Source organism: Neisseria musculi, from assembly GCF_014297595.2.
Lineage (GTDB): Bacteria > Pseudomonadota > Gammaproteobacteria > Burkholderiales > Neisseriaceae > Neisseria > Neisseria musculi.
The window spans coordinates 1,446,262-1,459,843 of sequence record NZ_CP060414.2 but is presented as its reverse complement, the minus strand read 5'-3'; the positions used below and the strand labels follow the sequence as shown (position 1 = coordinate 1,459,843).

At 55.2% G+C, this 13,582-nt stretch carries 11 protein-coding genes; 8 read left to right on the top strand and 3 right to left on the bottom strand.

Translation table 11 applies throughout. The features are described 5' to 3' along the window. Positions 1-197: 197 nt before the first annotated feature. From H7A79_RS07725 to scpC, 4 genes are all read left to right on the top strand, one after another. Complete coding sequence (locus H7A79_RS07725; RefSeq protein ID WP_187001570.1) at positions 198-1,544, top strand: sugar porter family MFS transporter; 1,347 nt, start codon at positions 198-200, stop codon at positions 1,542-1,544. Beyond that, complete coding sequence (locus H7A79_RS07720; RefSeq protein ID WP_187001655.1) at positions 1,544-2,425, top strand: carbohydrate kinase family protein; 882 nt, start codon at positions 1,544-1,546, stop codon at positions 2,423-2,425. The genes H7A79_RS07725 and H7A79_RS07720 overlap by 1 nt, the downstream gene beginning before the upstream one ends. 616 nt (positions 2,426-3,041) lie before the next feature. After that, positions 3,042-4,019, top strand: coding sequence for a tRNA dihydrouridine synthase (locus H7A79_RS07715; RefSeq protein WP_187001654.1), 978 nt, complete (start codon positions 3,042-3,044; stop codon positions 4,017-4,019). A 383-nt stretch (positions 4,020-4,402) separates the two neighbouring features. Further along, the gene (gene scpC, locus H7A79_RS07710) at positions 4,403-5,926 is read left to right on the top strand and encodes a succinyl-CoA:acetate CoA-transferase ScpC (protein ID WP_187001569.1); all 1,524 of its coding nucleotides are present in this window, start codon (positions 4,403-4,405) and stop codon (positions 5,924-5,926) included. Between the two features lie 193 nt (positions 5,927-6,119). Here the strand turns inward: scpC and H7A79_RS07705 are convergent, their stop codons facing one another. Then, positions 6,120-7,169, bottom strand: coding sequence for an NAD(P)-dependent alcohol dehydrogenase (locus H7A79_RS07705; RefSeq protein ID WP_135033714.1), 1,050 nt, complete (start codon positions 7,167-7,169; stop codon positions 6,120-6,122). A gap of 273 nt (positions 7,170-7,442) precedes the next feature. Between H7A79_RS07705 and H7A79_RS07700 the strand changes: the two genes are divergently transcribed. The 4 genes from H7A79_RS07700 (at position 7,443) to dld (ending at position 10,395) form a co-directional block, all read left to right on the top strand. Continuing rightward, positions 7,443-7,754: an ElaB/YgaM/YqjD family protein gene (locus H7A79_RS07700; protein WP_135033715.1), complete on the top strand. Its 312-nt coding sequence runs from the start codon at positions 7,443-7,445 to the stop codon at positions 7,752-7,754. A 105-nt stretch (positions 7,755-7,859) separates the two neighbouring features. Continuing rightward, the gene (locus H7A79_RS07695; RefSeq protein ID WP_135033716.1) at positions 7,860-8,270 is read left to right on the top strand and encodes a phage holin family protein; all 411 of its coding nucleotides are present in this window, start codon (positions 7,860-7,862) and stop codon (positions 8,268-8,270) included. Beyond that, complete coding sequence (locus H7A79_RS07690; RefSeq protein ID WP_187001568.1) at positions 8,254-8,529, top strand: hypothetical protein; 276 nt, start codon at positions 8,254-8,256, stop codon at positions 8,527-8,529. The genes H7A79_RS07695 and H7A79_RS07690 overlap by 17 nt, the downstream gene beginning before the upstream one ends. Positions 8,530-8,703: 174 nt before the next feature. Continuing rightward, positions 8,704-10,395 (top strand): D-lactate dehydrogenase, encoded by a 1,692-nt coding sequence (gene dld / locus H7A79_RS07685; protein ID WP_135033718.1) that lies wholly within the window; start codon positions 8,704-8,706, stop codon positions 10,393-10,395. 200 nt (positions 10,396-10,595) lie between these two features. On the opposite strand, the gene H7A79_RS07680 is transcribed toward dld, so the two are convergent. Next, positions 10,596-10,808 carry a hypothetical protein gene (locus tag H7A79_RS07680; protein ID WP_187001567.1) on the bottom strand — a complete coding sequence of 71 codons (213 nt, stop codon included), beginning with the start codon at positions 10,806-10,808 and terminating at the stop codon, positions 10,596-10,598. Positions 10,809-10,886: 78 nt separating this feature from the next. Then, complete coding sequence (glnD, locus tag H7A79_RS07675; protein ID WP_187001566.1) at positions 10,887-13,448, bottom strand: [protein-PII] uridylyltransferase; 2,562 nt, start codon at positions 13,446-13,448, stop codon at positions 10,887-10,889. Between the last annotated feature and the right edge of the window lie 134 nt (positions 13,449-13,582).

The window sequence follows — 13,582 nt, the reverse complement described above, 5'->3', positions numbered from 1 at the left end:
GTTTTTTGTGTTTTATTACATCAAGCATAATAATATTACACACAGGCCTGTGCCGAACCACTTACCGGAAAAACAGAAGTTTAACAAGGCGTTGCCGCCCCTTATCCGGCTCGGAAACGCTTTCATTGGCTGCCGGCTCCTTCAGGCAGCTTTTGTCAGAGGCAATTCTTTTAATTTTCAAAAGAAAAGGACGCTTTATGAGCCAATCCAAACTTCTTTTTTGGTCGGTTACGGTGGCGCTGGCAGGTTTTCTGTTCGGTTTCGACACCGTTGTGATTTCGGGTGCCGAAAAATCCCTTTCCGAAATGTGGGGGCATTACACCTTGTTCGGCAGTGCTTCCCTCTTTCACGGCAATGTGGTGATGGCCTCCGCCCTGTGGGGCACGGTAATCGGGGCTCTGTTCGGCGGCTGGCCCAGCAATGCGCTGGGCCGGAAAAAAACCTTGATTATTATCGGCATACTCTACACCGTATCCGCAATCGGCTCGGCATTGGTTTCCGACCCGTGGTCATTTGCCTTCTTCCGCTTTATCGGCGGTTTGGGTGTCGGTGCCTCCACCATCGCCGCCCCCGCCTATGTGTCTGAAATTGCTCCTGCCGACAAACGCGGCCGCTTGGTGGCCATGTATCAATTCAACATTGTATTCGGCATTTTAGCGGCATTTTTATCCAACTATGCCTTTGCCAAGATGGGGTTGGGCGACACGGCATGGCGCTGGATGGTCGGCATCGAAGCCCTGCCGGCTCTGATTTACACCTTAATGGTCTGTACCGTTCCGATGTCGCCGCGCTGGCTGATGATGAAGGGCCGCTTCAGCGAAGCCCGCGAAGTGCTGCAAAAAATCGACCCCGGGCGTGATATCGACAGTGTGATCGAAGCGGGCAGGGAAGATGCCGCACACGGCAGCGAAAGCATTTGGCAGCCTAAATACCGCTTTATCGTTCTGCTGGCTTTTCTGATTGCCTTTTTCAACCAATTTTCAGGCATTAACGCTTTTCTGTATTACGCGCCGCGCATCTTTGAAATTGCGGGTTTGGGGAAAAATGCCGCCCTGCTCAACAGCGTGGGCGTAGGCTTGGTTAATTTGGTATTCACCTTGACCGGCTTGGTGTTGATCGACAAACTCGGCCGCCGCACTTTAATGTATATCTGCTCTTTCGGCTATATTATTTCGCTCGGGTTGATTTCTTTGGCATTTTCGCAAAATTGGAGCGGGCAGATTGTTCCTTTGTTGTTTTTCCTGTTTATTGCCGCCCATGCTGTCGGCCAAGGTGCCGTGATTTGGGTGTTTATTTCGGAAATCTTTCCCAACCACCTGCGCGCGCAAGGCCAGTCGCTCGGCAGCTCTACCCACTGGGTGCTGGCGGCAGCCATTCCGGCCATGATTCCGTTTTTATTCGGCACCATCGGTGCCGGCGCCGTATTTATGATTTTCACCGGCATGATGGTATTGCAGCTTTTGTTCGTTATCTTTCTGATGCCCGAAACAAAAGGCGTGCCGCTGGAGGAATTGTCTAAATCGTTAATCAAGGAAGATTCATGATGAAAGTAACCAGTTTCGGCGAAGTATTGTGGGACGACTTTCCCAGCGGGAAAGTACTCGGCGGCGCGCCGCTTAATGTCTTGGTCCGCCTGTGCTCGCTCGGTGCCGACACTGCCATGATCAGCAGCCGGGGCGATGATGCAGACGGCGAAGAGCTTTTGCGCCAGATTGAAAGCAAAAACGTGAATACCGATTTGCTGCAAGTGTGCAAAGACCAAGCCACCAGCTTGGTGAAAGTGCATCTTGATGCCTGCGGCAGTGCATCTTACGAAATCGTTTATCCCTGCGCATGGGACAGAATCCAAGTGGAAGAAGCCGCCCTGCAGCGCGTGGCAGAGTCGGATGTTTTCATCTATGGCAGCCTTTCTACCCGCGATGAAGTTTCCCGCAACACGCTTGCACGGTTGGCAGAAAAAGCCAAATTCAAAATTTTCGATGTCAATCTGCGCCCACCGCACTACGACACCGGTCGTCTGCTCGAAATGATGAAAAAAGCCGATCTGATCAAACTCAACGATGACGAATTATACGAATTGTCGAAAACCTACGGTTCCAAACACAATTCCATCGAGCAAAACATCCTGTTTCTCGCCAAACTGAGCGGCACGCCCCGTATTTGCGTTACCCTCGGCAGCCACGGTGCGATTTATTTTGAAAACGGCGAATTTTTCCGGCATTGCGGCTACCGCGTGAAAGTGGCCGACACAGTAGGCTCCGGCGACAGCTTCCTGGCCGGCTTCACTTACAAACTGCTTGACAACGCCCCGCCGCAGGAAGCCGTTTCGTTCGCCTGCGCGCTGGGCGCGCTGGTGGCATCGTATCACGGCGCCACACCGGAAATCAGCCTGGAAGAAATCGAGAATTTTATGAACCCCGTGTGAAACGTTTTCTCTCTGTAACATAACGGCCGGACACCCTGTCGTGTTCGGCCGTTATGTTACGGTTTCGGCAAAATTCAACAGACCGGGAGCTTTGCAGGCATGCCCTTAATGCCGTCTGAAATGCTTAAGTTCCGTTATTATTAGCTTCGCAAGTCCGCTGCGCTCCTCCTTCCGCAGGCGGAATCCAGTCTTAAAGACATTAATTATTTTATTTCAATAGCTTATGTAAAAAAATGACCGGATTCCCGCCTGCACAGGAATGACGAATGACGATGGTTGAATATTTCAGACGGCCTGAATGAGTTTTGCAAAGGCCTCAGGCCGTCTGAAAACACTCATCGTGAATCCGTCCAAACAAACTCAAGGCAGCGGAACGGAAAATGCGGCAAGGCAGGGCCGCCGCCTTTATGTTCAAACCCGCTGCAGGTTTTTCCGCATGGCGGTAAAACAACACAGAATGAAACAAGGCCGCCAAGCCAAAACGAGCAAACACAACAACAGTTTTGTTGGCGCATCCGCGGTTGCGCAAGCATTGTCTTTAAAGCCCGCGCCCGGCAATGCTGTATTATCCCGGGCCGTTTACTATACAATGCATTTTTTCAGACGGCCAATCTCTATGCAGCTGATTCTCGCGCCCATGCAGGGCTTGATTGATGACGTGATGCGCGACCTATTAACCCGCATCGGCGGTTTCGATGAATGCGTGAGCGAATTTGTGCGCATCACACACACCGTCCACTCCCGACCCACCTGGCTGAAATACGCCCCCGAAATGGCCAACCGCAATCTCACGCCCGCCGGCGTGCCCTGCACCGTGCAGCTTTTAGGCAGCGATGCCGCCAATATGGCGGTAAATGCCTTAGAAGCCGTGCGTTTCGGCGCCGGCAAAATCGACCTCAATTTCGGCTGCCCCGCCCCCACCGTCAACAAACACAAAGGCGGCGCGGTGCTGCTGAATGAGCCCGAACTGATTTACCACATCGTGTGCACCCTGCGCGAGCGCCTGCCTGCACACATCCCGCTCACCGCCAAAATGCGTTTGGGTTTCGAAGACAAAACCCGCGCCATCGAATGCGCACAGGCCATTGCCGAAGGCGGCGCCTGCGGCCTCACCGTACACGCCCGCACCAAAACAGAAGGCTACGAACCGCCCGCGCATTGGGAATGGATAAGAAAAATCCGCAACAGCGTCAGCGTGCCCGTTACCGCCAACGGCGATGTGTTTACCCTGCAAGACTATCTCGACATTACCACCGTGAGCGGCTGCACAAGCGTTATGCTCGGCCGCGGCGCAGTGATGCGCCCTGATTTGGCGCGGCAGATTAAGCAATACGGGCAAAACGGCAGCGCACAGGAAGCAGATTTCACCGAAATCGCCGGCTGGATTCGGCTGTTTTTCGATTTGTGCACCGCCAAAGCAGCCGGCAGCAAATATCCCGTTGCCCGTCTGAAACAATGGCTGGGCATGATGAAACACGTTTACCCTCAAGCCGGAGAGTGGTTTTCGCGCATCCGCACATTGAAAGAAACCGCCGAGGTCAAACAGGCATTGGAAACACTCGGGCGCGGGAGCCGGCCCCCGGCCTGCGGATAGACGCGTTTCATCTCGGCAAGGCAGGGCTGTCGGGTGAAAATCTGCCAGGCAGGGCAGGGGTAAGGGCAGGGTTAAACGAAAGGCCGTCTGAAAACTTTCAGACGGCCTGGTAACGGAAATGAAGGGTGTCCGCTGTCTCCCGGCATTTTTGCGCAATCTCCCCCGCCGGCATTTTATGATTTCATTTCAATGGGTTTTCAGCCTCTTTCGGCCGGCGGCTGAAGCCTTCTTTACACAGTAAAACCTTTGCTATATATTGCTCAATGAGCCGGCTACGCCGCACTACATGACTGCCGTTTTTCCAAGCGCCATATTATTGAATGTTTAACGGAACCGCTCCGGATAACCGGGAAAGCGGTTTCCATTTCCAAGAGGAGATGCCCATGACTGCCTATGCAGCAGAACGCGTACAACACGAAGGCCTGCGCGCCAAAATCATGCCGGCCGAGCAAGCCGCTGAATTTATACACAACGGCATGACCGTTGCCGTCAGTGGTTTTACCGGCGCCGGCTACCCCAAAGCATTGCCCACCGCCATCGCAGAGCGTGCCAAAGCCGCCCATGCCCGCAGCGAAGCGTTTGCCATCAGTATGATTACCGGGGCTTCCACCGCTCCCGAGTGCGATGGGGTGTTGGCTGCGGCAAACTGCGTGAGCTTCCGCAACCCGTTCCAATCCGACCCCGGCATCCGCAACAGCATCAACGCCGGCAACACCGCCTATCAAGATATGCACTTATCGCATGTGGAACAGCAGATGCGCCAGGGTTTTTATGGGGATTTCGATGTTGCCGTGATTGAGGCAGCGGGCATTTCTGCCGATGGGAAAATCATTCCCGCCATGGGCATCGGCCATATGAATGAGGCGGTCAAAGCGGCCAAGAAAGTGATTGTGGAGGTGAATGCCGCCCAAAATGCCAAGCTCGAGGGTATGCACGATATTGCATACGACATCGGCGTGCCGCCGCACCGCAAACCCATTCCGATTACCGGCCCGTTTGACCGCATCGGCTCGCCTTATTTGGAATGCGATACCGATAAAATCGTTGCCGTAGTGCTCACCGAGAGCGGCGACCGCAACAGCAAATTCGCCGATCCAGATGAAAACTCCAAACGTATCGCCGCACAAATCATCGATTTCTTCTCGCATGAAGTCAAAGCCGGCCGCCTGCCGAAAAACCTGCTGCCGCTGCAATCCGGCGTGGGCAACGTGGCCAATGCCGTATTGGCCGGTCTCTTGGATGCCCCGTTTGATGATCTGACCGGTTATACCGAAGTGCTGCAGGACGGTATGCTCGATTTGATTATCGCCGGCAAAATGAAATCGGCTTCCGCCACAGCCCTCTCGTTCAGCCCTGATGCGCTGCAACGCTTTAACGACAACATCGAATTTCTGCGCGACAAAATCATTTTGCGCCCGATGGAATACACCAACAACCCCGAAGTTATCCGCCGCTTGGGCATCATCGGCATGAACGCCATGATTGAAGCCGATATTTACGGCAACGTGAATTCCACCCATGTGATGGGCACCAAAATGATGAACGGCATAGGCGGCTCGGGCGATTTCACCCGCAATGCCTTCTTCTCGTTTTTTGTGTCGCCCTCGGTAGCCAAAGACGGTGCGATTTCCTGCATCGTGCCGATGGTTTCCCACCACGACCACACCGAGCACGATGTGATGTTTATCGTAACCGAGCAAGGCATGGCCGATCTGCGCGGTAAATCACCGCGCCGGCGCGCGAAGCTGATTATCAACAACTGCGCCCATCCCGAATACCGCGACCAATTAAACGATTATTTCGACCGCGCCGAAAAAGCCGGCGGCCTGCACACACCGCATTTGCTGTTGGAAGCCCTCTCATGGCACCAGCGTTTCGTTGAAACCGGCGATATGCGCGTCAAATAACCGTATTGGTATCCGCCAACCCCTTGCAGCTTTTGCAAGGGGTTTTTATTCGGCTTGACTTTGCCGATTTAACCGGAGCTTGATAGCCAATCAGTTTAAAAAAGCACTTTCAGGCGGCCTGAAAATGTTTTTGCAAAGATTCAGGCCGTCTGAAAAACATTCAGACGGCCTTTCGATTAAACCAAAGCAAAACTTACAACGTGGCCATATCGATTACAAAACGGTATTTCACATCGCTTTTCAGCATACGCTCGTAGGCTTCGTTAATATCTTTCATATCAATCACTTCAATATCGGAGACAATGTTATGCTCGCCGCAGAAGTCGAGCAGCTCCTGCGTTTCTTTCAGACCGCCAATCAGCGAACCGGCCACGTTGCGGCGTTTGAAAAGCATCGGAATGGTGGAAAGCGCGGGGGTGATGTCGCCCACCAGGCCGACAAACACCAATGTGCCATCGAGTTTCAGCGTTGGCATATAGGGGTTGACATCGTGTTCGTAAGGCACGGTGTCGATAATCAAATCAAACTGGTTGGCGGCAGCCTGCATTTGTGCGTTGTCGGTGGACAAAATCACCTTGTCGGCGCCCAAACGGTAGGCATCATCGGCCTTGCCGGGGCTGCGGGAAAACAGGCTCACTTCCGCACCCAAAGCGTGCGCGAGTTTGATGGCCATATGCCCCAAACCGCCGAGGCCGACCACCGCCACTTTGCTGCCTTTGCCCACTTTCCAACGGCGCAGCGGCGACCATGTGGTAATGCCGGCGCATAAAATCGGCGGCACGGCTTTGGTGTCGAGGTTTTCGGGCACTTTAAGCACGAAAGCATCACTCACGGTGATGCTTTTCGAGTAACCGCCGTAGGTGCGCAGGCCGTCGTGTTTGTCGGTGGAGTCGTAAGTGGCGACAAAACCGTTGTCGCAATATTGCTCCAAATGGTTGCGGCACGGTTCGCATTCGCGACAGCTGTCGACCAAACAGCCTACACCCACCAAATCACCCACTTTGAATTTATCCACTCCGCTGCCCACGGCGGTTACGCGGCCGACGATTTCGTGGCCGGGAACCACGGGATAAGTGGTAAAGCCCCAGTCGTTGCGGGCGGTGTGCAAATCGCTGTGGCACACACCGGTGTAAAGAATATCGATTACCACATCGTCCGGGCGCGGATCGCGGCGTTCGAAGCTGAAAGGCTCCAGCGGGGTGTCGTGCGAATGGGCTGCATAGCCTTGTACGGTTTGAGTCATGATTCATCTCCTGTTGAGGTTGGGAAGCTGTTTTATCTTTTCTTTAAAGTAAAATGAAAAAGTTTTCAGACGGCTTGTCCGATACTACTATACACCTTTTAAACTATACACCTTTTAAACAGCGGGATAAACCGCGCACGGCGGAATGGGCGGAAAGCCCATTTTTTTAAAGCAGCCGGCAATTTCGCTATATACTGTTGAATATATGTATTTCAGCCTTATATGGGATTACGCTGTAACCCTTTTTTAACCGAAAACCTGCAAGGAGGCTTTATGAAACACGATTTTGAGCAGCAAAAAGAAGCATTGATGAAAGAAATCCGCTCCGTACTCAATGATGTAGAAGAGTTATACCAAGAGGGCGTGGAAAGCGGCAGCGAAGAAGCCAAAGCCCTGAAAGCCAAACTGCAAGACAAATTGAGCGCGGCCAAAACCAAGCTGTATGATTTTGAAGAGCAGGCCGCCCGCAAAGTGAAGCATACTGCCAAACAAGCCGATGAGCTGGTACAGGAAAAACCCTATTATGCGATGGGTTTTGCCGCCTTGGCCGGCTTGGTGGTGGGCGTATTGCTCAACCGCCGCTAACACAGCAGCCGAGGCCGTCTGAAACCTTTTCAGACGGCCTTTTTGTGTTATTCTCCATTCACCGGCAGGCATTGCGGCCGGCCTGCAACCACCAAAGAGACAGCCATGAACTTGAAACAACGCATCGACCATTTCCAAGTATTGCTGAACCGGGGCGTAGATTTATTTCTGCTGCGCCTGCGTATGCTGCAACTGGATGTGGGCGGCCAAGCTGCCGTAATTGTGAGGATTTTTGCCGCCGTGGTGCTGATGGGCGCATTGTTTGCGTTCGGCATGATCAGCCTGCTGTTGGGGTTGAACCACGTTTTGAGCAACGAAGCCAAAATCTGGGTGTTTTTCGGCTTGTCTGTCTGCAGCCTGTTGGCAATTGCAGTTTTGGCCGCATGGTCGCTTTCATCGTGGAAAAACAAAAACACACAAGTGGCCGCCACATTGCGCGAGATGCAGCAGGATATTGCCTGTCTGCGCGGCATGGTGCAGAACAAGGAAGGAAAAAGCGATGGCCTCCAAAAATGAAGAGCGTAAACTGTTAGAAATGCAGGCCGAGCTGGCGCGCTTGAAAATCACCGCCGCACGTTTGAAAATGCAGCGGGCGCGGGAACGGAAAAACATGATCGACACCGGGTTCAATACGGTTCTCAGCCTGGCCGACAATGCGCCCCCGCAAAGCCTGCTTTGGAAAAGCCTGCTGCTGCCCTTAAGCTGGAAACACCGCATCTTCGCCGCCGCCGGTTTGCTGCTGTGGCAGGTTTGGCGGCAGGATGGCAAACGCTGAGGCACAACATTTATTGAAATATTGAAAACAGGCCGTCTGAAAGCCCGCAACCGGTTTTCAGACGGCCTTTCGGCTGTTTCAACGCATTCAACGAAAGGTTTCAAAACCCTATTTGACCCAACCCCAAAAAAACTGCAAACTTGCCATTTTCAATCCCCCGGAAAGCCCGCCGCCATGACTGCCACACAACTACTGCAAACCTTAACCGACATTGTCGGCACGCCCCACATCATCACCGATCCCGCCCAAACCGAACCCTACCGCCAAGGCTACCGCTTCGGCGAAGGCCGCGCGCTGGCCGTGGTGCGGCCGGGCACGCTGCTGGAACAGTGGAAAGTTCTGCAAGCCTGCGTGGCGGCTGACGTTATTGTGCTCACGCAGGCCGCCAACACCGGCCTCACCGGCGGATCCACGCCGGACGGCAACGGTTACGACCGCGACATCGTGATTGTTAACACCCTGCGCATGAACATCATCCGCCCCATCAACAACAACGAACAAGTCGTCTGCCTGCCCGGTGCCACGCTCAACCAGCTCGAGCTGCTGCTCAAGCCCTTAGGGCGCGAGCCGCACTCGGTTATCGGCTCATCGTGTATCGGCGCATCGGTGCTCGGCGGCGTGTGCAACAACTCCGGCGGCGCGCTGGTGCAGCGCGGGCCGGCCTACACCGAAATGGCGCTGTTTGCCCAATTAGACGAAAACGGCGAACTGCATCTTATCAACCATTTGGGCATCGATTTGGGCAGCACGCCCGAAGAAATCCTCACCAACCTGCAAGGCCATCATTATCAGCAGAAAGACATCACGCCCGATGCCGGCAAAGGCCACGACCATGCCTACTGCAACCATGTGCGCCAGATTGACGAACCCAGCGCCGCCCGCTTCAATGCCGACCCGGCGCGCCACTACGAAGCCTCGGGCTGCGCGGGCAAACTGATGGTGTTTGCCGTGCGCCTGGACACCTTTCCTCTCGAAAAACACACCGCCGTGTTCTATATCGGCACCAACCGCACCGAAGAGCTTACCGCCATCCGCCGCGCCGTGCTGGCCGAATTCGAAAACCTACCCGTTTCCGGCGAGTATATCCACCGCGATGCTTTCGATATAGCGGCGGTATACGGCAAAGACACCTTTTGGACAATCAAAAAATTCGGCACCCACCGCCTGCCGCAACTGTTTGCCTTCAAAGCCAAAATCGACCGCTTCGGCAAAAAGATCGGCATTCTGCCCACCCATTTCAGCGACAAAGCCCTGCAGTTTGCCGGCAAATATCTGCCCGAACACCTGCCGCAATCCCTGCGCGACTACCGCAACCGCTTCGAACACCATCTGATTCTGAAAATGGGCGGCGCAGGCGTGGAAGAAGCGCGCGCCTTTCTGAAAGACTATTTCAACGGAAAATCAGGCGCTTATTTCGAGTGCAGCCCCGAAGAAACCCAAGCCGCCATGCTGCACCGCTTTGCCGTTGCTTCCGCCGCCGTGCGCTACCGCGCCGTACACAGCAAAGAAGTGGAAGACATCGTTGCCCTCGATATCGCCCTGCGCCGCAACGATAACGATTGGTTTGAGCAACTCCCGCCTGAAATCGACAATAAAATCAGCCACAAACTCTATTACGGCCACTTTATGTGCCACGTGTTCCACCAAGACTACATCGTGAAAAAAGGCCACGACTGCCAGGCATTGGAACACGAAATGCTGCGCCTGCTCGACCAACGCGGCGCACAATACCCCGCCGAACACAATGTCGGCCACCTATACGAAGCCCAACCCGCGCTCAAGCAGTTTTACCGCAAACTCGACCCCACCAACAGTTTCAACCCCGGCATCGGCAAAACTTCCAAGAAAAAGCATTGGGCCGATTAACGGCACAGGCCGTCTGAAAACTTGGGGAGCCGGTTGATAAAACTGAAACCGTTTATTTGCCGGTTACCGTGGATTTGCTTTATTTTCGGCGGGGCAGCAACCGCAGGCAGTATAAAGAGCATGGGGCCCGCGGTTCGGCGGCAAGGCCGTTCGTTTTGAGCCGAGCGCACCGTGCCGCAACAGAAATGAAGCGGATTCGTTCAGGCCGTCTGAAAGGTTTCAGACGGCCTGAACGGTTTTTCCGAAGCCCGGCCTTTCCGTGATGTGGGTTTGCCTTGTTTTTTGCGTAGGGCGGCAAACCGCAGGCGCCGCAAAGATTGCGGAGCCGGTTCCGTTGCTGCCGATGCGGCGGCAACACCGTTTTGTTTGGGCCGGGCGCAACCCCTGCCGTAACGGAAACGGGGTGCATTCATTCAGGCCGTCTGAAGGTTTCAGACGGCCTGAACAGATTTTGTCTAACCCCGGCAAAAACAGCCCTTCGGCTCCCACACTCAGGCCGATAACTGCGCCAGCAGTGCCTGCTTCAAGGCAAGCTGTTTTTTCGGGTTTTCCAGATGCGGGCTGAACAGCACAAAGCTGTCTTCCACGCGCTCATCGAGGGTGGCGATTTTGGCGTAGCGCAGGCTGATTTCCTGTTCGGAGAGCACTTCGGCAATATCGGCCAGCAGATAGGGGCGGTTTACGGCCACGATTTCGAGCGTGTACCAGCCCGGGGAATCCTGCTCGGCGCTCAGGTGCACGCCCGGGGCGATGGGCAGGTGGCGGCTGCGGCGGCTGCGGATGCCGCAGGCGGTGTGTCCGGCGGTGGTGTCGCAGCCGTGGATGAAGTTGTTGATTTCGGCTTCGAGCGCACTCTGCACGTTGGGATAATCGGCGGCGGCGCGCCCGGGCGGCAGCTGCACGATAAAGGTGTCGAGAATATAGCCGTGCTCGGTTACAAAAGCGCGGGCGGCGAGAATATCGAAACTGTGGCGGCTGAAGATGCGGCACAGGCGGGCAAACAGGCGCGGTTGGTTGGGCATGAACACCATCACTTCCAACGTGCCGCTGTCGGGCAGAATGCGGCTGCGCACCTGCGGGGCTTCGGTTTGGTGGACGAGATTGGCGGTGTGCCAGAGGATTTCGCGCAGTTCGTGGCGCACGAAATAGGCCGGGCCCAGCGCCTGCCAGAGTTTGCGCTGCTGCTTTTCGGGCGTGCCGGCGCGGGTAAGCTGGTCGGCCGCACCTTGCCGGCGGCGGCCCACAACCACAGTGCGGCTGCCGCTTTCGCCGGCCAGGCGGCGGGCGGCGGCGTGAAACAGGTTTTCCAGCAGGCCGGCGCGCCAACTGTTCCACAGTTTCGGGTTGGTGCCGCGTATGTCGGCAACGGTCAGCAGGTAAAGCGCAGTTAACCGCTCTTGTGTTTCCACGCGCTCGCAGAAGCTGTCGATAACATCGGGGTCTTGAATGTCTTCTTTCTGCGCCACTGCCGACATCAGCAGATGGTTTTCTACCAGCCAGGCCAAAAGGCTGCTTTCTTCTTTGCTGAGAAAATGGTCGGCAGCGAAGCGGCGGGCATCGGCAACGCCTTCTATCGAATGGTCGCCGCCGCGCCCTTTGGCAATGTCGTGAAACAGGGCGGCCAGATAGAGAATATGTTGTTTTTCGAATGCGTGCATCAGCGCCGAGGCAAACGGCAGCTCGTGGCTGCGCGAATCCATCGCCAGGCGGCGCATATTGTGCAGCACGGTTAAGATGTGGTCGTCAACAGGGTAGATGTGGAACAGGTCGTGTTGGAGCAGGCCGACGATTTTTCCCCACGCCGGCAGATAGCGTTCGAGCGCGCCGTAGAGATTGAGAAAGCGCATCACATGGGTGAGCCCTTCGCCGTGCTTGAAAAAACCGGCGAAGCGGCGGCGGTTTTCAGGGTTGCCGTAAAATGCGCGGTTGATTTTGCGCGAAGCCGCCCACCAGTTGCGCAGGGTTTTCGGGGCGAGTGTGAGAATGTCTTTGCGTGTCTGCAGAATCCCGATTGCTTTCCACAGATGCTCGGGGCGGCGGGTAAACAGTTTTTTGTCGTACACCGCCAGTTGGTTGCCCACTTGGTAATAGTCGTCGTCGATGCGGCAGACGATGCGGCCGGCCTGCGAATACACGCGCCCGCGCAGCATCGGCAGCAATATCCCGTTGAGCTGCATCACCGTTTTGCCGGCGCGGTAAAACACACGCATCAGCTTTTCGCTTTTGATACGGTGCTCGTCATCGTGCCAGCCCATGTTTTCGGCCACCTGGGTTTGCAGGTCGAAAATCAGCCTGTCTTCACTGCGGCCTGCCGCCAGATGCAGATCGATGCGGATAGCGGCCAGTTTTTTATGGCTGTTGAGCAGCATAACGGCTTCGGGGCGGGTGACCACACCCTGCGAAATCAGCGTGGTTAAAGGCATAGCCAAGCCCTGCACCCGCGCCAGCCACAGCATGGTGTGGATGTCGCGCAGGCCGCCGGGGCAGGTTTTGATGTTGGGCTCGAGCAGCGCGCCCGAACCCTGCGATTTGGCGTGCCGCTGCTGCATTTCCAGCATTTTGGCTTCGATAAAGGCAGAAGTGTCGCGCTGCAAGTCTAGTTGCTGCAAAAGCTGCTTGGCCAAATCATGGTTGCCAAACAGAAAACGCGCCTCAAGAAAAGCGGTATCGCCGGTGATGTCTTCGCATACACTTTCGCACAATTCTTCCACGCTGCCGCTTTTCACGGCAGGTGCCAGCTGCATATCCCACAACGCCTGCACAAAGATTCCGGCTTTTTCCTGCTGTTTTTCTGTGAGCGGTTCGGGCGACACAAGCGCCAAATCCACATCTGAATAAGGATACATTTCGCCGCGCCCGAAACCGCCGGTGGCCAGCAGGCACATCGTGCTGTCGGAGAACAGCGCCGTCCACAATACCGCCAGCGCGCGCTCGACAGCCTGGGTGTGGCGTTCGAAAAACACCGGCACCTGCCGCCGGGCGCAGTAGGCTTCAACGGCCTGCCGTTTTTCAGATTGAAGCTTGTGCAGTGCTGATTGGATCAGGGTTTGCATAATATTTTCCGCCGGCCGCCCGAAAGATTTTTCAGACGGCCTCAAACAGTATTTCAATCAATTTCAGTTAAAAAGCGGCTTTCGCCGAATGCTTTTGCGGCAGGCCGCCAACGTTTTGGCAGAGCCCGGCCCGA